Origin of the sequence: Synechocystis sp. CACIAM 05 (assembly GCF_010222815.1) — a bacterium.
In the GTDB taxonomy this organism is placed as follows: Bacteria; Cyanobacteriota; Cyanobacteriia; order Cyanobacteriales; family Microcystaceae; genus Synechocystis.
The window spans coordinates 746,112-767,879 of sequence record NZ_CP019225.1; the positions used below are offsets into that span (position 1 = coordinate 746,112).

Genomic DNA, 21,768 nt, shown 5'->3' on the forward strand with positions numbered 1-21,768 from the left:
CCCTTACCTCCATCGACATTCCTTAACCTTTAATCAGACTCCACCGGGACAAAATCCAAATGGTTAAATAGGGTGGTGACAAAGCTAAACAGTAAAAATGGCAACGAAAGCACCAAGACCAGACCCACTGTGGCTAGGGCATAGACCGGCCGGGTACTACTGGCCAGGGCCAAGGCGGATGCGAGGGAAAGGAAAATTACAATTAACCAGACAATGATTTGGCCGTAAATATCCCCAAAGGATAGGGTACAGACCATGCGATATTTGGGTAAGTCTCTTTCCATCATTGAAAAATCCTCTGTTGTGTATGGGGAAACGTCAACCCCTGCCAGGGCGAATAACATTGACCAATGGTCAAAGCGGCAATTGGCCAAAATTCTAAAGGATATTTCCGTTAATGATGTTAAGTTTTGAGACAGGGTTAATGGGGGATTAAATTTTGTCCCTGCCCCAAAGCCCAAAACTATTGTTGTTATTATGCTGGGAGTCCATGCGGCGATCGCCAAAGGTTTGTCCTAGAGTTCTTGAATCTTAAAAATTTCTCCATTCTCCATTTCCATGAAACGACGAAAACTCATTCGTACCGCTGGAGCCGGGTTGCTGGCCGTTGCTGGAGTCCAAATTGGCGATCAACTCAGACCAGCCACCGCCCAAGCTAGCTCTGGTTTACAGGTGGAGTGGTTGGGCCATAGCGCTTTCCTCTTTTCGGCTAACGGTTTCCGGATCTTGGCTAATCCTTTCCGGGCCATTGGTTGCACTAAGGGATTTCGTTTGCCCAAGGTGCAGGCAGATTTAGTCCTCATTAGCTCCCAACTGTGGGATGAAGGGGCAGCGGAGAATTTACCGGGAAACCCGAGAATTTTGTTTGAACCGGGCAGTTACGACATTGGCGGCATCCAATTCCAGGGCATCAGTGCGCCCCACGATCGTCTGGGAGGAAGAAGATTTGGCCAAAATGTGGTCTGGCGTTGGAGTCAGGGAGGAATTCGGGTAGTACATATGGGGGGAGCCGCTTCTCCCATCACCGAAGAACAAAAAATCCTTTTGGGCAGTCCTGACCTAGCCCTAATTCCCGTGGGGGGCGGGCCCAAAAATTACGACGCCGCCGAAGCCAAGGCCGCCATGGCCATACTCAATCCCCGCATGGTAGTGCCCACCCAATACGCCACCCCCGCCGCTGACCGAGGCAACTGTGACCTCCAGACCCTGCAACCGTTTTTGGATTTGGTGGAAGGCATGAATGTTCAACGCATCAATGGCAATAGCCTTTCCCTCCGGGCCAATAATCTCCCTGCGGAAGGGACCCTAATCCGCATCTTCAGTGAACAAGGATTGTTGGCTTAAAGAACACTCGCAAACTTTCAAAGAAGGAGCTCGGACTTTTTAGCAGACTTTCTAAGAGCCTGTTTTAAAAGCCCCCCTGACCCCCCAAATTTGTGGAGAAACTGAGTGAAAGTCCCCCATATTGCTGGAGCTTTAGTGGGTCGATTTAAGGAACGGAATAAAACTTTCCAAACACGTTCTAAAGGGAACTTTGGGCCGCTTTTCGTTGCTCCGCTAGATAAGTAAATACGGACTTATCGCCAATGTCTGGGTCAAGGGGTTGCATTACCTTTCTGGCCACAAAGATGAGAAATAGAACGCTGGCTGAGACCAGTCCCCCTTTGGCCAAGGTCAACGGCAATATTCTGGCCAAATGTCCCAACAGCAACAGGGGAATAAGGGCGGTTAGGAATTTAGTTTCCAAACGATTAAAACAAAATGCTTCCTTAAAGAAAATTCCCGTCAGGGCAGCAAAAGTAAAGCCGATCCCAAGGATAGTCCAGGGTTGATCATAGACTGTAGTCACTAGAATCCCTGGGTAGGCAAAACTGAAATAGAGGGCCGCCGTGGTACCGATCGCCCAAAAAATTTGCAAAGTGCGGTGCAGTACCACTAGGTAAATGTGAATGGTCCAGAGGCTCAACCCCAACCCCCCGGTCATCAACCAAAAACAAGCTGTGGCCAAGTGCAGGTTAACAGCCAAGGGCTGAAACGGTTGGGCTAAAGCTAGGGCCACCCCCAAACTAAATCCCCCAGCGGCCAGGGCCAAGCCCGTGCGATAGAGCTTGACCTCCCGGCGATCGTGGTCATTGACGGTGAAGGGGCCAAATTGCCCTTGGTAGATGGGGTTAACAGAGGTACTTTCTCGCATAATCGTTGCTCCCGAATCAGCACAGTTCAGGCCATTTTCAGCCATGGATAACCATTAATCCTAATTATCCCAGGCCTCCCCCTCCATCAGGGGATTTTATGGCGATCGCCATTGCTATTGGTACCAAAACAAGGATAGAATCTATGCAATCTAAAACTTAAATTACATAACTAAAGGTAAATGATTGCCAAACTGTTATTCGGGCCTGATTGGTCTGGGTTTGTGCTGGTCTAAACGAATAAATAAGGAGGAGCGGGCCATGGTCGCCCTAGAGGCTTGTATTTTTGTGACTGTGATCATCGGCTTTTTAGGTCTGATTTATAAATCCAATGTGTTTATGAAAATCATTGCCATGGACGTGATGGGCACTGGAGTCATTGCCTACTATTGCCTGATCGCTTCCCGCACTGGCTTTCTTACTCCTATTGTCACTAGCCAGGAATCCACCATTCCCTATGCCGATCCCGTTCCCCAAGCAGTTATCCTCACAGCCATTGTGATTGGTCTATCGATTCAGGCATTGATGTTGGTGGCCACCATGAAACTGGCCCGGGAAAATCCCACCCTAGAAGTAAAGGCGATTGAAAAACAGTACTGGCCATGACCCTATTTGCAGTTTCAGCGGAATTTAATGCGGCGCCCTGGGCCACGGTGGTCATTTGCTTGGCTTTGATGGCGGGCTTCACTGGCTATTTATTGCCTGCCACCATTCGTTTTTTGACTTTGGCCGTCTGTTTTGGCACTGGATTTTTAGCCTATTTGGGATTTTCTTTGCCGGAAGCCCAGTCTTGGTATTTGTTAGACAGTTTTGGCGTTGTTTTTCAACTGGATGCCCTATCGGGTTATTTCCTCTTGACCAATGCCCTGGTGACTTTGGCGGTGTTGGTCTATTGCTGGAATACCGGCCGCTCAGCCTTTTTTTATGCCCAACTGATCATTCTCCACGCTAGCCTTAATTCCGCTTTTCTTTGTGCGGATTTTATGAGTCTTTATGTGGCCCTGGAAGTGGTGGCGATCGCCGCTTTTTGCCTGATGACCTATCCTAGGGAACCCCGAATTATTTGGCTGGGACTGCGCTATCTACTGCTGAGCAACACTGCCATGTTGTTTTATTTAATCGGGGTAGCACTGGTTTATAAAACTAATCAATCCTTTGCTTTTAGCGGTTTAACCCAAGCTCCCCCAGAGGCGATCGCCCTGATATTTCTGGGATTGTTGACCAAAGGGGGCATTTTTTTGGCGGGACTGTGGTTGCCCCAAACCCATGGGGAAGCGGCTACTCCGGTATCGGCTATGCTATCGGGGGCAGTGGTTAAAGCAGGAGCTTTGCCCCTATTGCGCTGTGCTTTATTGTCCGATCAACTACTATTATTAGTACAAATTTTGGGGGTAGCCACGGCGTTATTTGGAGTGGTCTATGCCATGCTGGCCAAGGACAGTAAGCGAATGTTAGCATTTCACACCGTTTCCCAAATGGGCTTTGTGTTGGCAGCCCCCATTGCTGGCGGTTTTTATGCTCTCAGCCACGGTTTAGTGAAATCTAGCCTCTTCCTATTGGCGGGGAATTTGCCCAGTCGGGACTTCAAAGTTCTGAAGAAAACTCCCATTGCCGCTGGTTTTTGGGTTCCCCTGCTCCTGGCCAGTTCTTCCATTGCCGGTTTTCCCCTACTGGCGGGCTTTGAAGCGAAAACCCTTACCCTCAAAGGATTGCCCCCCTGGTTGGCGATCGCCTTAAACATTGCCGCGGTGGGTACAGCCATTTCCTTTTCCAAATTCGTTTTCCTGAAACCAACCTTTGTCGGTAAAACCTATCCCCTGGGCTTAGGCGTAGCGTTGGTGGTGTTACTCGGCGGTTTGGCCGTGGGTAATGTGGTTTACTGGCAAGCCTTTACCCCCAGTAATTTAATCAAAGCTACCCTGACCTGCGTGGTGGGGGCAGGACTATATTGGGTCGTGGTCAAAAGGCTAACCCTAAAACTGCCCGATGGAGGGGAACAGGTCGACCACCTGATCGGCATGATGAGCGTTAGTTTAACCATTCTCTTTGCCTGGATTTTAGTATGAAGACCATTGCAACTCTGGGAGGGTGTTTGAAAGGTCAAAGTCAAAGGATTTATCCCCCTAAATCCCGCTTTAAAAAGGGGGCTTTCTCAATTATTCCCCCCTTGATAAGGGGCAGGGGGGATTCCAACTCCAAAACTCAACTTTCCAAACAGGTTCTGACCCTGGAGTGTAATAATCCCGTTGGGCAAAGACCGATGGCATTTGATAACCTGGGGAGATTGATCAAACCGAGGGAGGTGGGTGATGTTAGGGCCAAAAGCCTGTATTTTTGCAGCCGTAATGATTGGTTTTTTAGGCTTAATTTATAAGCGTAATTTACTGATGAAAATAGTGGCTATGGATGTAATTAGCACCGGAGTAATTGCCTATTATTGTCTCGTTGCCGCCCGCACCGGAATCACTACCCCCATTGTGGGAGCGGAAGTTTCCTCTGACCCCATACAATACGCCGATCCCTTGCCTCAGGCAGTCATTCTCACAGCCATTGTTATTGGCTTCTCTACCCAAATTTTAATGTTGGTCATTGCCATGAAGTTAGCCAAGGAAAACCCCACTTTAGAAATTGCCGCTATCGAAAGGGAATACTGGTCTTAATCGAGGTTAATTTATTGTTTAACATCAGGCTTTTAAACCCATTTTTTCCATGAATTTTCCCACGGCGATCGCCCCTAACAATTTATTAATTGCTATCGTGGCTCTCCTGATCCTGGCACTAATGGGAGCCTTTGGGGGCTATCTGTTTCGTCCCCTGGTGCGACCCTCGGCCCTACTGATGACCCTGGGCACGATTCTCTTGGCAGCGGTGGGTTTTTCCCTGCCCAATGCCCAGCAATGGCAATTAATGGATAGGTTTGGCATTCTCTTGCAATTGGACAATTTGGGTAGTTATTTTCTGCTCACCAATGGTTTAGTGACCCTGGCGGTGTTGCTTTACTGTTGGGCTTCCCCAAGGGCAACCTTTTTCTATGTTCAATTAATGGTGCTCCACGTTAGCCTCAATGCTGCTTTTTTATCTACGGATTTAATCAGTTTATACGTCTGTTTAGAGGTGGTGGGTTTATCTTCCTTTTTATTAATTATTTATCCCCGCCAGGCCGCCAGCAGTTGGATTGGGTTGCGTTATTTATTTGTTACCAACACGGCTTTATTGTTTTATTTAATCGGGGTGATGTTGGTTTATCAGGCCACTAACTCCCTGGATTTCCAAGGTTTAGCCACTGCCCCCTACGAGGCGATCGCCTTAATTTTTTTAGGACTGTTGATTAAGGGGGAAATTTTTCTCTCCGGGTTATGGTCGCCCCAAACTAGCAGTATTGCCAGTCCTCCTGTGGCGGCCCTTTTGTCCGGCATTGTGGTCAAAGCGGGAATTTTACCCCTCCTGCGGTTTGCTCCCCTGTCGGAACGATTGGCCACCATGGTGTGGGGCCTGGCCATTGCCACCGCTCTGTTGGGCATGGGCTTGGGCATGTTTGCCCGGGATAGTCGGCGCATTCTAGCCTACAGCACCATTTCCCAGATGGGATTTATTTTGGTAGCCCCGGCGGTGGGGGGATTGTATGCGTTAACCCATGGCCTGGCTAAGGCTTGCCTATTTTTGTTGGTGGGCAGTCTGCCGGAACGGGATTTGGATAAACTCCAGGCCCAACCTATTTCCTACAAATTGTGGTTACCCATGGTGCTGGCTAGTTCTTCCATCATTGGCCTACCCATCCTGGCGGGCTTTGAAGCTAAAACCCTGACCCTGGAGACCCTCAGCCTCAATGAACTGCCCTGGACAGGAATTTTAATGAACTTGGCGGGGGTGGGCACAGCAATTATTTTGGCCAAATTTATTTTCCTCACCCCTAGCTTTGACAAGAATGTTGACCTGGACAAATCCCCCTGGGGACTGGTTTTAGCTGTGCTTCTTCTGCTGGGAGCTTTAACCTTGGGCAATGTCATTTATCCCGAAGCTTTTTCCTGGGAGAACGGCATCAAAGCCACCGCTAGTTTTCTGCTGGGTTCAGCCATTTACTGGTGGGGTTTGCGGAAAATTCCTTGGCAACCACCGGATTGGGGGGAACGCTTGGATCACCTGATCGGCACCATGGCCATAATGTTGATGTTACTTTTCAGCTCGGTATTAATATGACTGGACTCCTTGATATTGGTTTACGGCTGGGCATTTGGTTTTTGTTAACGGGCAATCTGCGTCCAGGCAATATTCTCATCGGCCTGATTGTGGCCCTGTTAATTCCCCGTCGACCCATACCTCCCTATGTTTTGCGGGATGGGCTGAGGGTGTTTAAGGAAATTCTGCTGGCCATTCCCCAGGCTTACATCGAAGCTTGGCAAATGATTCTCCAGCCCCACACCAGAACGTGGGTTGAACGGCAGGAATTTTCCCCCCAACGAACTAGGGGACTAATTTTCCTGGATATTTTCCTAATTACCTTCACTCCCAAAACCCTGGTGCTGAAATACCACGAAGAGGGATGGTACGAAATTCATTATCTTGGCCCCAAGAAGGAAGAAAAATGACTGTTCTACTCTGGACTATGTTACTGGCGGTGTTTATTCCGCTCTTGGCCACCCTGCAACGGGGCAATATTTGGGTGAAAATGCTCTCCTTTGCCAGTGTTGCCACTAAAACATCAATCATCATTTTGGTGGTGTCGGTGTTGCGGGACGATTGGATGATTGGCATGGTGGGGGTTTTAATTCTCAGTGCCGGTAATGCGGCTTTGATGCTTTTGGCCCAATTAATTCGCCGGATGGAGGCCCTATGATCACCACCATCATTAACTGGGTGACTAACGGTTTTCTGGCCATGGGCATTCTTTTTTGGCTCTTTGGTACTTTTCCCCTACTTCAAAGTCGGCGATCGGTCATTACTAAACTCCATCTGCTAACGGTGTCGGACACCCTCGGCTCCATGGCGATCGTGGTGGGGCTATTTCTGAAACTGCCCCGGGAATGGCCCCTCCTGCTCTTAGCTATCATTTGTCTTTGTCTATGGAATACCATTCTGGGTTACGTGTTGGCCTACTGTGCCACCGGGGAGAAGCGCACCAATGTTTAATTTGGCAGACCAAACGGAAATTTTAGCCTTTACCCCCCTATTGCCTTTTTGCGCTTTGTTGGTGGTAATTCAAGGCAATCCCTACCAGGCATTGGTAATGCGGGGGATTTTGGGGGCGGTGGCGGCCCTGATTTATACACTGTTAGGAGCAGCGGATGTGGCCTTGACGGAGGCGTTGGTGGGAACCATGTTATCCGTTACCTTGTTTGCAGTGGCGGTGCGGTCTTCCCTGGTGCTGCGTTTAGGGGTCATTGCTCCCCCCGATGGTGATGACGGCAAAAAATTGATTGCCCCAGAAGATGAACAGGCCATTACCCAGGCGATCGCCCCTTACCATTTGCGGTTAGAAATTATTGCCTATGAAGATTTAGCCAGTTTGACGGAAGCTTGGCAAACCCGGGCTATTCATTGTTGGTACGAAGCCGATGTGGCCATTTTAAATACCCCCGTGGTGCGGTTGCAGGAAATTCTCGCTCCGGCCCTAGTGTCCCAGGCGATCGCCGTTAAATTTGTGCCTGCTAGTACCAGTCCTGTTCCCCCTCTATATTCTCCGGAGGTTGCCCAATGAAAATTGTTTACCTAATTGCGGCCCTATTGTTCTACGCCAAAATGTTGTTCATCACGGGCAATGCTGTAGAACCCTTAGAAGAAGTGGCGGTGGTGGAGAATTTGCTAGAGCAAACGGGAGCGCCCAATGTGGTGTCGGGGATTATTTTCCGCAATCGTTTGTACGACACCATGCTGGAGGTGGTGGTGTTTACCATTGCCATTATGGGGGTGCGCTTTTTGATGGCGGAGGAAAAGCCGGCCGCCATGGTCTATCAAGTGAGCGATGCTCCGTCGGTGGTGCTGGCCCGATTGGGGGCCATGATTGCCCTGCTGATTGGCATAGAATTGGCCATCCGGGGTCACCTCAGTCCGGGGGGAGGCTTTGCGGCCGGGGTAGCGGGGGGAACCGCCATTGGTCTAGTGGCCATTATTTCTTCGCCGGAATGGTTGCATCAACTGTACGAAAAATGGCAAGCCGCCAAGGTAGAAAAGTTATCGGTGTTGATTTTCCTCGTTCTGGCCGCCCTGAGTTTGCTGGGCATTAATTTTCCCTTGGATGATGCGGGCTGGATTCCCCTGTTGAACATGGTGGTGGCCCTAAAAGTGGCGATCGGTTCCTGGGGAGCGATTTTGGTCTTTATCCGCTATCGGGGGTTATTGTGAGTTGAGATGCGTTGGTCTGGGGCTAGTTGGCAAGAAATTTCCCCCTAACAATGGTGTTGTAATCAAATTTTTTCCCCGTTTTCGGTAAGGCCATGGTTCCCACTCTCCGCTTTTATATTTGTCTAATGCTCATTGGCGGTGGAGCTATGGTGGTAGCTCAAGTTGATACGGTTCCTAGGGCGGTGGGGGCCTTGGTTTTAGCAGATTTACTACTGTTGCTGCTGACTGCCATTGACTATGTTCGAGGCAAAAAGCAAAAAATAACAGTGCAACGGCAACCTCTGGGACCCCTTTCCATTGGTCGGGAAAACCCTGTCACCATCACACTGGAGAATTCTGGCCCCACGGCGATCGCCAAAATTAAGGATGATTATCCCGCCCCATTTCTGGCCACGGACGAGTTAAAGACAGCCCAAATTTTGCCCCAGGGAAGCACCCAGTTAAGTTACCAAGTGCAATCCCGTCAGCGGGGGGAATACGTTTGGGGCAAGGTGAATGTGCGGCAACTATGTCCCTGGCAACTGACTTGGCAACAATGGACGGTAGGGAAAGGAGAAACGGTGACGGTCCACCCAGATTTAATCGGCCTAAAATCCTTGACCATCCGCCTGGCCCAAGCTACCACGGGCAACCTAAGACAAATGCGGAAGCTCGGTTTAGGTACGGAATTTCGGGAACTACGGGATTATCAGGCGGGGGACGATTTACGGTACTTAGATTGGAAAGCCAGTGCTCGCCGGGGCATTCCCCTCATGCGGGTCTTGGAACCAGAACGGGAACAGACGGTGATTATTTTGCTGGATCGAGGCCGGCTGATGACCGCTTGGGTGCAGGGGCTACAGCGATTTGATTGGGGGTTGAATACCAGTTTGGCCTTGGCAGTGGCGGCCCTCCATCGTGGCGATCGCCTAGGGATAGGGGTGTTTGACCGGGAAGTGGTCAGTTGGTTACCCCCGGAGCGGGGTTTGCAGTATTTACCCAAATTATTAAAAACCCTGAGTCCTCTCCAACCCGTGTTGCAGGAACCGGATTATGGCGCGGCGATCAGTAAACTGGTGCAACAACAAACTCGACGGGCCCTAGTGGTATGCATCACCGATTTAATCGATCCCACTGCTTCGCAGGAATTGCTCACTGCCCTCACCCAGCTAGCGCCCCGTTATCTACCCTTTTGTGTCACTTTGCGAGATCCCCAGGTGGATCAATTAGCCCATGCTCCGGCCACTACTGTTAGTGGTGCCTATCAACAAGCAGTGGCCATTAACCTTTTGCAACAGCGGCAATTGGCCCTGGTAAAGCTGAAGCAAAAAGGAGTTTTAGTGTTGGATGCTCCGGCGGACAAAGTCAGTGAACAATTGGTGGATCGTTACCTACAACTCAAAGCCCGCACTCTGCTCTAGACCTTCAAAGTACGTTTACCAGATTCGGAATCAAGGAAGGTTAGGAGAGATTAACCAGTCGTACAAGGGCAACTGCTGAGGTTTGGCCTCGGCAACTTGACCGCTCCAGCGGACTTTTCGACCCATGGGGAATTAACCAAAATCAGATCGAAGTGGGATTGCCACTAACTAGTTGCTGCAGCAAGTCCAAGTTGAGAATTTCAATGGTGGCCCCCTGGCGCAAAATCAGGCCTTTTTTTTCCAATTTACCCAATGTGCGGGTGACAGTTTCCCTCGTAACTCCACTGAGGATAGCTGTTTCCCGATGGGGCAAATTCGGTATTAATACCCTATGCTTTTTGGTGCTTATTGTTTTTTTTCCATGTCCCACTAGTTCCAGCAAAATATGAGCTACTTTTGTCACGCTATCTGATTCCCTGAGGCGGAAATATTGGTTGAGTCTTCTAAGGCGTTTAGATGCAAAAATCGCTACCTGAATACCAGCTTGGGGATCTTCCCTGAGCAAGTTTAGAAAATCTTGGGTGGGAATACTCCAGATCTTGGCCGGGGTCAGAGTGACCGCCTCCTTAGGATTCCAGTCTTCTTCCACTGCGGCGATCGCCCCTACAATCTCATCCGGGCCATAAATAGTATAGATACTATTTTTTGAAGATTCACCAATAGCACATACTTTGATCCAACCTTCAGCGATAAAGTAAATCGACCCGCCGTAATAGTTATCAAATAAAATTGATTGACTGCAGGGATAATTACGAAAACTCAAATAATTTATGTTTGCGATCAACAAATCTTTCGATATAGACCGAAAAAAAGAAATCTCACTGGCCAACTGTTTAAGTTGTTTTGTTGACGGCTTTTGTGGTGCCATGACAATATATCCAAACAATAACTAAATTCTCCCCTAGACCCTCTCAAACCCCCAGTTTCAGGGAAAATTATAGAAACAAGTAAACTGTTTTGGTGTTTATTGTCACAGGTTTTGGTGAGCTGGCTAACAATCATTTGTTGTAAATTAACTTATCATCTAGGTGATGTTAGTTGTCACCCATCCTATGGCAATATGTGTTTAATTTGACTAGCAATAGTCCAGAGATGTTCTCTAAAACTTCGTTGTTAGTCTCATACTTCACCTTCCTACAATCCCCCTCCCCCCCATCTATTCCCTGTGACTTGAACCCCTTTGTTTGCCTTTAAGAGAAATTTAAAATCCCTTTATTTGAGCTTTAAGCACTTACTATTAACCTGAAATTTGACCCAGAAAAACCAATAAAAGACTTCCCCACGGTCTTTGCTGACTTCCCAAAAACCCCAATCGACCATGTACAAGTCTCCATTTTTCAAGCTCCGCTCAATTCTGCTTTTGGCCAGGAACGACCAAAGGACTGCCCCTGTTTCTGGATACACCCTCATGGAGTTGGTAGTAGTCGTGGTGGTGATTGGCATTCTGTCTGGGATTGTGGTCAACGCTAAGCCATGGTACGAAAATCCGCTCAAGAATAGCCAAGACCGCCTGCAGAGCGTCATCAAGACCGCTAGAACTAGGGCAGTAAATAGTACTTCCACCTATCGCATCACTGCTAATCCCAACAATCCTAGTCAAGCAATCCAGGTGCAAAGGATCCGAAGCGGTAGTTGCCAGGCCAATGCCACTCTGCGGGAAGCCTCCCTAGCGACCGATACCACCATTGCCTTGAATGATGTGAGTGGATTTGCCATTGGCGATCGCCTCAAGGTGGGGGGGACAGAAGCGGATGCGCTCTCGGTTAATTTTGGCAATAGCACCATAACCCTTGGGGCTCCGGTGGGGGAGAAAGCGGTGGGGACAAAGGTGGAAACTGTGAAAAATTGGAAGAATGACAGTGCCTTTCTGGACGAAGATCTCAATGTCAACAAGAAAGTCTCCCAAAACAACGCAGATATCCGCATGGTGGGGAAATTTGACAATGCGGCGGAGGAAAATTGGTCCATCTGCATTAACAGCCGTGGTCTAGTCAGCCTGTTTGATGCCGACGGTATGATGACCAGCAATCTTGATTTGGTTTTAACCAATCCCCGCACCAATGAAGAAGCCAAGGTGGTGATTTTTCCAGGTGGGGCCATGGATGCTACGGCGATCGCCATGGGCTCCGGCTCCGGTGGCGGCGGTGCAGGTTCTGAAAGTCCCACCAGTAGTGAAAGTCCCACAGGGGGAGGGGGTACTGGTGGTGGTGGCTCAGAGCCAGAGGAAGTTGGAGAAGGAAGCCCAGGCAATGGCAACAACGGTAATGGAAAGCCCTCATGTAACCAAGGTTTGGGCAATGGTTCCGATGGTTGCTCCCCTGGTAATTCTGATAACAATCAACCTTCCAATGATGATAGCCCTGACGCTGGCCCCGGTAATCCTGGTCGAGGAGGGGGTAATGGCAACACCAACGGGAATAAACCATAGAAATTAAGCATTTAAATCAATTTTCCCGTCAGAGGATTCCAATCAATGCGGACAAAATTACCACTCAAGTTCTTCCGGACCAAATCTCCTCTCCAGGGATTTACCCTCACGGAAAACCTCGTTTCTCTCATTGTCCTGAGCATTACCTTAACGGCAATGTTGCCTGCTTTTATGAACTTTGGCCTACAGAACGCAAAAAACCGCCAACTCACCGGTGCCACATCAGTAGCGAATAGCGTGATGAATGACCTCCGTAGTCAAAGCATGACTGAGTTGGACGCCCAGTTAGGCAAAACAGTATTAACCAATCTGCCTGAACAAAACGGGAATAAATACCAAGTTGACCAATATATTTGCACGAAAAGCAGTACTTTGAATCCTGATAATCCCAACGGGACTTGTTCCACAACGGTGGGAGAAAACGATTTTGCCCGCCAAATTTTAATTGAAGTTAAAGCCCCCCATAATCCCAATGAAACCATCTATCGTGTACAAACTGTTTTTTCTCGTCTCCGCTCCTAAATTCAAGCAAAAAAATAATCGTGGTGTGAGCCTGATTGAACTAATTGTTGGGGTAATCATCGGCGGCATTTTAATTCAGCTAGCTTATTTTGCCTTCTCCGTAAATCGTGAAATGTATTTAAAAGACGCGGCTAAAAATAACACCAATCAAAATCTAAAAACGGTATTTGAAATAGTGGGCCCCACCATAACCCAAGCGGGGGAAGGTATTGGCACAGATCCCAACTTTCCAGTTATTTCTATTCAACCTTTTCCCACTGGTTCGACTAATTCAGAAATCGTTGTCCGTCAGTTAAAAATAGCCACTAGACTGAGGGTTTGTGAAGATGTAACCGCTGGTGTCCAGACAGAAATTACTGTCTTGCGATCCACTGATGACAGTACTAAAACCCCTGAAATTCCTCCCGCTGGTTGTGCTCCTGTAGATGGCAATGGAGACAATTATCCTGATGATTTGGCCCAGTGGAAAAGCTATCGAGAGAGCAATGGCGGCAACCTACGGGTTTATATCTACAACGGCAATGGGCAAGGAGAATTTCTTAACTATGCCAGTGAAGCAATTTATGACGCAGGGGGAAGTGCCATCGCAGGGACTCCAACCTCAGGGCAGGTAGCTTCGGCTGCCATTGGAGTTACGGGAAACCTTACTAATAATTACACTGCCGGCGGATCAACCCAATTGCTAATTCTAGAAGAGCGAGGCTATCGCCTCAATGGAACTACTCTCCAAGCAACTATTGATGGGGTTTCCATTGATGTTATTGACAACGTTGGTCAGTTTACTGTTACCGCCACAGTCATACAAAACAATACTCCTTCCGATTGCACTAGACTTCTTCCCCAAACTAGCACTTTTACTTGCGCCCCTGCCCTAACTACAACCTACAATTGGTCCCAAATTAATGGCATTAACGTTACCAGCCGTCCCAGCATTGGCGAAAATACTCCTGGCTTATCCGCCAGCAATGTTAGCCAGATTAATGGTAAATCCCAAACTCAGATTTTTTATCCACGGAATTTGATTAACTTCTAGAGAAATATAGCCTAATTTTTTGTCTATTCTATCTTCTTATAACTCTGCTTACAGCTATTTTTACTCACTAAAGTCATGAAAAATAAAGCGATTGGTAATCTTCGTCTGACTCTATTTTTATTCTCTAGAAATCCTAAGAGCAACCCTAGGGGTTATATGCTCTTTTTGGTTGTATCTCTACTAATTACTCTGTCCGGTTTATTGGTAGCCTATGCTATTTTAGCCAAGCTTCATACCCTATCGTCTAAAGGAACTGCGATAGGAAGTAGTGGTTTCTACGGTGCAGAAGGAGCCCTGAATATGCGGGTAGAAGAATTACGGGAAGTTTTTCTGAGTGATAGAAATCCTAGCGGCACCAGCCCTAGCTCCTTAGATCAATGCCTACAGCAGTCTAACTTGGGGAGCGGGGATTTCCGTTGCAAGGTGGCGAGTTTTGCTTCCCCCGATGACGCTACAGCCAATATTCTGGCTTACAGCTATGTGGTACCAGAAAACAATGGCGTGGCTACCCAGGGCACAGTGCCCCCAGGGGATACTTTTCAGGGATTGAATATGCTGGAAAGTCGCTATGCTATCAGTGCAGTTAGCGCTAAAGAAGGTGCTAGCCCTGACGAAGTAATTGCCATGACCGAAATGGTGGTGAAAAGTAGGCAAATTCCCATGTTTCAGTTTGCCGCTTTCTACGCCAATGATCTGGAAATTTTGCCCGGTGCTCGCATGGACCTAGAAGGACCAGTTCACACTAATGGGGATCTTTTTCTGGGGGCTAACAATAATGCACCTAATGGCTTAACAATTACGGGGCAAGTCACAGTTGGAAACCAACTTTTTAATCGACGTAAGAACGATAATTCTACCTACGCTAATGGTAATGTCCGCATTGCCAATGGTGCCGGAACTCTAATTAATCTATTGCAGGGAGGCACCGGAAGCACTTCTCCAACAACCGCGGCGATGACACCTGCCAATGTTAACGCCAGTTGGGGAAGCCAAGTACAACTGGGGGTAGAGGCATTGTCCATTCCCACCATTAGCACCTTGGGGGTTGGGGGTAACTATGCTCAACAAGCTGATATCAACTTTGTTTATGCTCCAGAAAAAACTGGTGTTAATGTTCCTGGTATTGGCACGACCATAATTCCGTTTGATGTCACAGCCACTAAACGCGATGCGCTTGGCGCTGGAACTTCTACAACGCTGACCAATGCCCAATTGGCCAGTTTACGTCAGCCCGTTTTGGCAACAGGGGCAGCAGTAACGGCAGGAGTTTGTACACAAGTTGCCGAACCGACGACTACAGATTTAACTCCTTCTCAAATTGCGGATCTACCAAATGCACTCCGTCGGGCAATTCTCTCTCAAACCACCCCTGTTCCCTTTTCTGCCATGGGAGCAACTCTGAATACCGCTCCCCTTAATGCAACTAATGGAGTAAGGGCAGTATTGGAAACCACCCTAGGTACTCTAACTACGGCCCAACGAAACCGAATACGAAGTTATACTCCCAATCAGATTGCTGCTCTGGCCAGTGGTTGTTTTATTAGCGCTCCCATTCAGTATAGGGATCCTGCTGCCACTGGTTACACCACTACTGGACTAAGCTTTGTGAATAACCGCGAGCGTGACGGAGGTAATCCGAGAACCATGCGCCTGCTTCAAATAAATTTAGAAAGTTTGACCGTTTGGAATTTTCAAGGATGGTATCTTAATAATGCTGGCACAGGCTTAGTTTCTGCCAATCAACTATTATTTACCACGGCCACAGCAGATAATGCCGCTCCTCTGAATTCTTTCCAAAACTTGGGTTTAGCGGCTTCTGACACCAGTAGTAATGGTTTAGTTTTTCATGCCACTGTTAGTGCCGGTGCTACCCCAAACCCCAACACCAATGCTAGTCCCTACGGATTTGTGTTGGTGGGGGGCAGGCAATTGCCAGGATTGGCAGAAACTACAAATAACTTTGATCCCACGGGTTTAACCTTTGTCAGTGATCAGGCAGTCTATGTGGTAGGAAATTACAACACTGTCAATTGGCAACCAGCAAGTGTACTGGCTGATTCGTTAAATGTTCTTTCACGTTTACGACTTAATAATGATTTCCAGCTCAATAAAGCTTCTCTTACGACGGCCCCAGTCTCGGAGGATACAACAGTTAACACGGCATTTTTGGCTGGTACAGATATAACTAACTCAACTCTGACTCCCGGCTACAATGGTGGGCTAGAAAACTATCCCCGTTTCCACGAAAATTGGGGTGGAAGAACTCTTACCTATAGAGGATCTTTTGTTAGCACTGGATTACCAGAACGGGTTACGGGGCGATGGAGCAATCAGGTATATGGTGCTCCTAATCGAGATTGGCGCTATGATACTCGCTTTAATAATGCCAAGAATTTACCGCCCCTGTCTCCCCGGTTTGTATTTCTGAAACAAGAGGGCTTCTCCCGTAATTTTGACCAGTAAAACTTGTATATTTATCTCCCGTCACCAGTGCAGGAGACCACTATTTCAATAGCTACATTTGAGCTTTTTTTTGCGTCTGAAAATGGCTACTAATCGGCCCTAGGGAGAGAATTTGGGGATGGGTCACTTTTGGGGGAAATACATCACCCTAAACTTCTCAAACATACCCTTGGGCAGAAAAAGGACTTCCGCTGTACTGTGTTAGATGGTGCCTCAGCCTAAAATCATCGTTTTTTTGTCTTTGCCGACCCTGTGACCAAACCTATTGCCCCCCTCCTCAGCCTTTTAAATTACAGCCGGGTCCACCGTGCCAAAATTTACTGGGCGGTAACCTGCTCCTTGCTGAACAAAATTTTTGATCTGGCTCCCCCGGCCCTAATTGGTTTAGCCGTGGATGTGGTGATCAAGCAGCAAGATTCTTTCCTGGCCCGTTGGGGCATTGTTTCTGTGCAAAGCCAACTGTTGGTGCTGACGGTGGCTTCGGCGGTTATTTGGGCCCTGGAATCAATTTTTGAGTATGCCTACGAACGGCTTTGGCGTAACCTCGCCCAGGATATCCAACACGATCTGCGCCTGGATGCCTATGCCCATTTGCAACAGCTAGACCTGGCCTATTTCGAGGAAAGGAGTACGGGGCGGCTGATGGCCATTCTCAACGATGACATCAACCAGTTGGAGCGGTTTTTGGATGTGGGGGCCAACGAAATTTTGCAGGTGCTGACCACCGTGGTGGTGATTGGCGGGGCATTTTTTGTCATTACCCCGGACATTGCCTGGATGGCGGTGGTACCCATGCCCTTTGTGCTGTTGGGGTCGATCTATTTTCAGTCTTTGCTCACTTCCCGTTATGCCCTAGTGCGAGAAAAGGTCAGTAATTTGAACAGCCGTTTGTCCAATAACCTCAGCGGCATTATGACCATTAAAAGTTTTGCCACCGAAGCGGAAGAGGTGGAACGGCTCCGGCAAGACAGTGATGCGTATCGGGACAGTAATCAACGGGCGATCGCCTTGAGTGCGGCCTTTGTGCCTTTAATTCGGGTGATTATTTTTGCCGGTTTTTCCACCATTCTCTACTTTGGTGGTTTGGATGCGGTGCGGGGTAATTTGGCGGTGGGCAGTTACAGTATGTTGGTCTTTTTAACCCAACGACTACTCTGGCCGCTGACGGGTTTGGGTAAAACTTTGGATTTGTACCAACGTGCCATGGCTTCCACCCAGCGGGTGATGCAACTTTTAGCGACTCCCATTCAAGCCCATCCGGGGGAATTAAGCCTCCATCCTAGCCAGGTGCAAGGGGAATTAGTTTTCCAAAATATTAGCTTTGCCTATCCCCATCGTTCGGCGGTGTTGAAAAATGTTTCCCTACGGGTACCAGCGGGGCAAACCATTGGCATTGTGGGGGCAACGGGGTCGGGAAAAAGCACATTGGTCAAACTATTACTGCGGTTGTACGAATGGGACAGCGGGGATATTTTGCTGGATGGAGTGGATCTACGCAAATACTTTTTGGGAGATCTACGGCGCAGTGTCGGTTTAGTGAGCCAGGACGTGTTTTTATTCCACGGCACGGTGCGGGAGAATATTGCCTACGGCAGTGCTGACGCCACGTTGGCCCAAATTGAACGGGCGGCCAACTTAGCAGAGGCAGAGGAATTCATCAACCAGTTACCCCAGGGCTACGACACCATTATTGGCGAACGGGGACAAAAACTTTCCGGTGGTCAACGGCAACGGTTGGCGATCGCCAGGGCTATTTTAAAAAATCCCCCCATTCTGATTTTGGATGAAGCCACGTCAGCGGTGGACAACGAAACAGAGGCGGCCATTGTTCGTTCCCTGGAAAAAATCACCAAAAATCGCACCACCATTACCATCGCCCATCGCCTTTCCACTGTGCGCTATGCAGATCAAATTTACGTTCTAGAAAACGGCATGGTACAAGAAATGGGCAACCACGAAAGCCTGCTGGCTCACCAAGGGCTATATGCCAAACTGTGGCGGGTGCAAACGGGGCTAAGGAGTGGGGTTAGTTAGCTCCAGTCTGGAGATAATCGGATTTTTGAAATCCTTACCCTTACCCAATGGGACTAATCGATCCAGATACGCTCTTCCCAATCCTTTTCTGCAGTGGATTTAGCGCCATCTCCCAAGACTGAAGCTAGGTCGAAATCCTCTCGGTTAGAATTGGTGGTAAAACTGCTACTACCTTGGGTTGACTTGGTTTTACCGGTGCGGGCTTTACCGTTACCAGAATTACTGGCAAAGGGATTAAGGATAATACGTCCACCATTATCGTTTGCACGGGAGGGGGTGACTCGGTCCCGAGAAGGGGTGTTGACGGGGGCACGGCGATCGCCCATTCCCTTGGTTTCGTAGGATGTTTCCGTTTGCAGGCGAGTATCTCGGACAAAAGCGATGTTGCTCTGGGTATTTCGGCCTTGAAAAGCAGAAGTGGTTATTGCTTCTGGCATCAAATGTTCGAGGAAATAATCAAGGGTCTTTTGTTTTACCCAACCCTTGAGCACCGCCACTGAACCAAATCTAACCCCCAATTTGCGCTGTTCTTCCAGGATTAAATTAACCTGATCCTCTTGGAGTAAATAGGCCTGCTGTAGGTAATAACCCAGGGGACGGCGATCGCGGGTTTTGACCATCCGGGGCCAGGATTCGGCAAAAAAGTCCGCTGTTTCTTGGTGTAACCAGCCCCGCACCACTAAAATTTCGCCGATGGGCAGAGGGGAATATTGTTGGTCTTGGAGAGCAACCTGTATCTGGGCCTCGGTAATGAGGTCAGCTTCCCTTAAAATTTCGCCTAGCAATCGGGAACAGGGGGATTGAGCCATGACAGTGAATTCACAAAAAAGATTAGCCTAAGGAAAGGGGGACTGGCAGGTTGGGGACGCACATACGGAAAAAACAGTTCCTACCAGCCCCCTAGACCCCAAAATCCAGCAAAATCATCGCCTGCAACGTCAAAAAAACAGATATATTGACTAGAGCCGATAGCAGTCATAATAAACGATCCTTTTACCGATTGTCATTACCAAAAAAATTAAAGTTTAGCCATACCCTAAGGACAGAATTTTTTCAGACGCAGAGCGTTGGTCACCACGGAAACGGAACTAAAGGCCATGGCGGCCCCAGCCAGGATGGGATTGAGCAGTAAACCGAAGAGGGGATAGAACAGCCCAGCAGCTACGGGAATGCCGATCACATTGTAAATAAACGCAAAGAAGAGATTTTGTCTAATATTACCCATGGTGGCCCGGCTAAGCTTGATAGCGGTCAAAATTCCCTGTAAATCTCCAGCAATCAGAGTAATATCACTGGCGGCGATCGCCACGTCGGTGCCAGTACCAATGGCGATGCCCACATCGGCTTGGGCCAGGGCGGGAGCATCGTTAATGCCATCCCCCACCATGGCGACGATATTTCCCTTCTGTTGCAACTGTTCCACCTGTTGGGCTTTATCGCCGGGGCGCACTTGGGATAACACATGGCGAATACCCACTGTGTCGGCAATGGCTTGGGCAGTGGCTTGGTTGTCACCGGTGAGCATATAAACTGATAAACCCAGTTTTTTTAGAGCCTGTACTACCTGGGGGGAGGATGGTTTTAGGGCATCGGCGATCGCCAATAGAGCTTTAACTTCTGTGTCCACTGCCAGCCAAATGACGGTTTTTTGTTCCTTTTCCCATTGCTGGGCCTGACTTTGCCATGGTTGATGCGCTGTACCATTTACCCCCAAATCGGTTAACCAATTGGGCGTTCCCAATCGTATCCATTGCCCCTGCCATTGTCCTGTAACCCCACAACCGGCGATCGCCTGGAAATTTTCTATCTCTAGCAAACTCACCTGTTGGGATTGACCATAATTAACCACCGCTTCCGCTAGGGGATGTTCGGAATATTGCTCCACACTGGCCGCCCATTGAATTAACTGTAAACTTTCCTCCGTGGAAGTGGGGGATAGGGTAAAAAAGTTGGTCACACTGGGTTTGCCCTGGGTTAACGTGCCAGTTTTATCCAGCACAATAGCAGTTAATTTTTCCGCCATTTCCAGGCTGCTAGCTTCTTTGATTAACACGCCATACTCCGCCCCTTTACCCGTGCCCACCATCACAGACGTAGGCGTGGCCAAGCCCAACGCACAGGGACAGGCGATGATCAGCACTTCCACCAAGGTCAACACCGCCAGGGTAATATTGCCCGTGGTCAGCCACCAAATACAAAAAGCGGCGATCGCCACTCCGATCACTGTGGGTACAAACCATTGAGTAATGCGGTCAACAAAATGCTGGATGGGAGCTTTAGAAGCTTGGGCTTGCTGTACCAGTTGGATAATTTGGGCGAGCACGGAATCCTGGCCCAACTTGCTGACTTGAACGTCTAAACTGCCGCTTTTATTCAACGTGGCCCCAATCACGTCCGTCCCAACGGTTTTATCTACCGGAAAACTTTCCCCCGTCACTAACGATTCATCCACAGTGGAATTTCCCGCCACCACCACGCCATCCACCGGAATTTTTTCCCCCGGCCGCACCCGCACCACATCGTTAATTACCAACTCGGCGATCGCCACTGTTTCCCAGTGTTCCCCCCGTTTAACGAGTGCTGTTTGGGGTTGTAGCTCCATTAATTTACGGATCGCTGCTGAAGTTTCCCGCCGGGCCCGCTGTTCCAACGACCGCCCCAACAGAATCAGGGTGATCACCACCGCCGCCGCTTCAAAATAAACGTGGGCTGCCAACCCCTGGCTAGTTAACCATTGGGGAAAAAGGGTAATGGCTACGGAGTAAAAATATGCGGCACTGGTGCCCAACGCCACAAGGGTATCCATGGTGGCACTGCGGGTTCTAACGGATTTCCAAGCTCCCCGGTAAAACTCCGCTCCACACCAAAACTGCACCGGCGTAGCCAATAGCCATTGCAACCAGGGATCATGGAAAATATGGGGAAAATGGGGAATATTTACCCCCAGCATCATGGGCAGGGAACCGAAAAAGAGCACAGCACTGATTAATAACCCCGTTACCAATTTGGCCGAAAACAAGGGTTTCCTATCCTTGGTTTGTTGGGGAAACAAAACCTGTTGTTCAAGCACCCTGGCGTGGTAACCGGCCCGCTCCACTGCATCTGTAAGAATTTGGGGAGTCCCTTCCCCCTGATAACTGACCACCGCCTGCTCCAGAGCAAAATTCACCTGGCAAGACTGCACCCCCGGCACTTTGGCGATCGCCCGTTCAATGCTGGAAGCACAGGCCGCACAGCGCATTCCCTCTAGTTGCAGATTGATGGTTTGAGCCATGGTTAATCGGTAATACTCAGTACAAAGAAAAGCTTACCTTCAATTTTAGCCACCGCCCATTGGCAAGCTCGGGAATAGCTCCT

The 21,768-nt window shown here is 48.8% G+C and carries 21 protein-coding genes; 16 read left to right on the plus strand and 5 right to left on the minus strand.

All coding sequences use genetic code 11. The annotated features are described in order from the left end of the window. Window positions 1-29: 29 nt before the first annotated feature. Window positions 30-284: a hypothetical protein gene (locus BWK47_RS03495; protein ID WP_038531201.1), complete on the minus strand. Its 255-nt coding sequence runs from the start codon at window positions 282-284 to the stop codon at window positions 30-32. 274 nt (window positions 285-558) lie between these two features. Between BWK47_RS03495 and BWK47_RS03500 the strand changes: the two genes are divergently transcribed. Beyond that, entirely contained in the window at window positions 559-1,344 is a 786-nt protein-coding gene (locus tag BWK47_RS03500) for an MBL fold metallo-hydrolase (protein WP_162327587.1), read from the plus strand. A 178-nt stretch (window positions 1,345-1,522) separates the two neighbouring features. Here BWK47_RS03500 and BWK47_RS03505 read toward each other — a convergent pair whose 3' ends face one another. Next, window positions 1,523-2,239, minus strand: coding sequence for a DUF2301 domain-containing membrane protein (locus tag BWK47_RS03505; RefSeq protein WP_162327588.1), 717 nt, complete (start codon window positions 2,237-2,239; stop codon window positions 1,523-1,525). Between the two features lie 214 nt (window positions 2,240-2,453). Between BWK47_RS03505 and BWK47_RS03510 the strand changes: the two genes are divergently transcribed. The 10 genes from BWK47_RS03510 (at window position 2,454) to BWK47_RS03555 (ending at window position 9,931) form a co-directional block, all read left to right on the plus strand. Next, window positions 2,454-2,798: an NADH-quinone oxidoreductase subunit K gene (locus tag BWK47_RS03510; protein ID WP_010871880.1), complete on the plus strand. Its 345-nt coding sequence runs from the start codon at window positions 2,454-2,456 to the stop codon at window positions 2,796-2,798. Continuing rightward, window positions 2,795-4,258 (plus strand): cation:proton antiporter, encoded by a 1,464-nt coding sequence (locus BWK47_RS03515; RefSeq protein WP_162327589.1) that lies wholly within the window; start codon window positions 2,795-2,797, stop codon window positions 4,256-4,258. The genes BWK47_RS03510 and BWK47_RS03515 overlap by 4 nt, the downstream gene beginning before the upstream one ends. A 243-nt stretch (window positions 4,259-4,501) precedes the next feature. Then, the gene (locus tag BWK47_RS03520) at window positions 4,502-4,852 is read left to right on the plus strand and encodes a cation:proton antiporter subunit C (protein WP_162327590.1); all 351 of its coding nucleotides are present in this window, start codon (window positions 4,502-4,504) and stop codon (window positions 4,850-4,852) included. Between the two features lie 49 nt (window positions 4,853-4,901). Continuing rightward, entirely contained in the window at window positions 4,902-6,389 is a 1,488-nt protein-coding gene (locus tag BWK47_RS03525) for a cation:proton antiporter (RefSeq protein ID WP_162327591.1), read from the plus strand. Further along, the gene (locus BWK47_RS03530) at window positions 6,386-6,778 is read left to right on the plus strand and encodes a Na+/H+ antiporter subunit E (protein ID WP_010871884.1); all 393 of its coding nucleotides are present in this window, start codon (window positions 6,386-6,388) and stop codon (window positions 6,776-6,778) included. The genes BWK47_RS03525 and BWK47_RS03530 overlap by 4 nt, the downstream gene beginning before the upstream one ends. After that, complete coding sequence (locus tag BWK47_RS03535; RefSeq protein WP_010871885.1) at window positions 6,733-7,026, plus strand: hypothetical protein; 294 nt, start codon at window positions 6,733-6,735, stop codon at window positions 7,024-7,026. The genes BWK47_RS03530 and BWK47_RS03535 overlap by 46 nt, the downstream gene beginning before the upstream one ends. Next, on the plus strand, window positions 7,023-7,319 hold the full coding sequence (locus BWK47_RS03540) for a monovalent cation/H(+) antiporter subunit G (RefSeq protein WP_162327592.1): 297 nt from the start codon (window positions 7,023-7,025) through the stop codon (window positions 7,317-7,319). Before BWK47_RS03535 ends, BWK47_RS03540 begins: the two co-directional genes overlap by 4 nt. Further along, window positions 7,288-7,887 (plus strand): DUF4040 domain-containing protein, encoded by a 600-nt coding sequence (locus BWK47_RS03545; RefSeq protein ID WP_162327593.1) that lies wholly within the window; start codon window positions 7,288-7,290, stop codon window positions 7,885-7,887. The genes BWK47_RS03540 and BWK47_RS03545 overlap by 32 nt, the downstream gene beginning before the upstream one ends. Continuing rightward, window positions 7,884-8,531: a Na(+)/H(+) antiporter subunit B gene (locus tag BWK47_RS03550; protein ID WP_162327594.1), complete on the plus strand. Its 648-nt coding sequence runs from the start codon at window positions 7,884-7,886 to the stop codon at window positions 8,529-8,531. The genes BWK47_RS03545 and BWK47_RS03550 overlap by 4 nt, the downstream gene beginning before the upstream one ends. Before the next feature lie 92 nt (window positions 8,532-8,623). Beyond that, on the plus strand, window positions 8,624-9,931 hold the full coding sequence (locus tag BWK47_RS03555) for a Slr2013 family photosystem II assembly protein (protein WP_162327595.1): 1,308 nt from the start codon (window positions 8,624-8,626) through the stop codon (window positions 9,929-9,931). Window positions 9,932-10,073: 142 nt separating this feature from the next. Here the strand turns inward: BWK47_RS03555 and BWK47_RS03560 are convergent, their stop codons facing one another. Then, on the minus strand, window positions 10,074-10,817 hold the full coding sequence (locus tag BWK47_RS03560; RefSeq protein WP_237269777.1) for a Crp/Fnr family transcriptional regulator: 744 nt from the start codon (window positions 10,815-10,817) through the stop codon (window positions 10,074-10,076). Window positions 10,818-11,249: 432 nt separating this feature from the next. Between BWK47_RS03560 and BWK47_RS03565 the strand changes: the two genes are divergently transcribed. From BWK47_RS03565 to BWK47_RS03585, 5 genes are all read left to right on the plus strand, one after another. After that, window positions 11,250-12,359, plus strand: coding sequence for a pilus assembly FimT family protein (locus BWK47_RS03565; RefSeq protein WP_237269778.1), 1,110 nt, complete (start codon window positions 11,250-11,252; stop codon window positions 12,357-12,359). Between the two features lie 45 nt (window positions 12,360-12,404). Beyond that, window positions 12,405-12,881, plus strand: coding sequence for a type IV pilus modification PilV family protein (locus tag BWK47_RS03570; RefSeq protein WP_162327596.1), 477 nt, complete (start codon window positions 12,405-12,407; stop codon window positions 12,879-12,881). After that, the gene (locus tag BWK47_RS03575; RefSeq protein WP_162327597.1) at window positions 12,832-13,914 is read left to right on the plus strand and encodes a type II secretion system protein; all 1,083 of its coding nucleotides are present in this window, start codon (window positions 12,832-12,834) and stop codon (window positions 13,912-13,914) included. Before BWK47_RS03570 ends, BWK47_RS03575 begins: the two co-directional genes overlap by 50 nt. A 156-nt stretch (window positions 13,915-14,070) precedes the next feature. After that, window positions 14,071-16,377 (plus strand): hypothetical protein, encoded by a 2,307-nt coding sequence (locus tag BWK47_RS03580; protein WP_237269779.1) that lies wholly within the window; start codon window positions 14,071-14,073, stop codon window positions 16,375-16,377. Between the two features lie 252 nt (window positions 16,378-16,629). Continuing rightward, complete coding sequence (locus BWK47_RS03585) at window positions 16,630-18,411, plus strand: ABC transporter ATP-binding protein (protein ID WP_162327599.1); 1,782 nt, start codon at window positions 16,630-16,632, stop codon at window positions 18,409-18,411. Window positions 18,412-18,464: 53 nt separating this feature from the next. Here the strand turns inward: BWK47_RS03585 and BWK47_RS03590 are convergent, their stop codons facing one another. Both BWK47_RS03590 and BWK47_RS03595 read right to left on the minus strand, forming a co-directional pair. Then, entirely contained in the window at window positions 18,465-19,220 is a 756-nt protein-coding gene (locus tag BWK47_RS03590) for a hypothetical protein (protein ID WP_162327600.1), read from the minus strand. Window positions 19,221-19,447: 227 nt separating this feature from the next. Continuing rightward, complete coding sequence (locus BWK47_RS03595; RefSeq protein ID WP_162327601.1) at window positions 19,448-21,685, minus strand: heavy metal translocating P-type ATPase; 2,238 nt, start codon at window positions 21,683-21,685, stop codon at window positions 19,448-19,450. Between the last annotated feature and the right edge of the window lie 83 nt (window positions 21,686-21,768).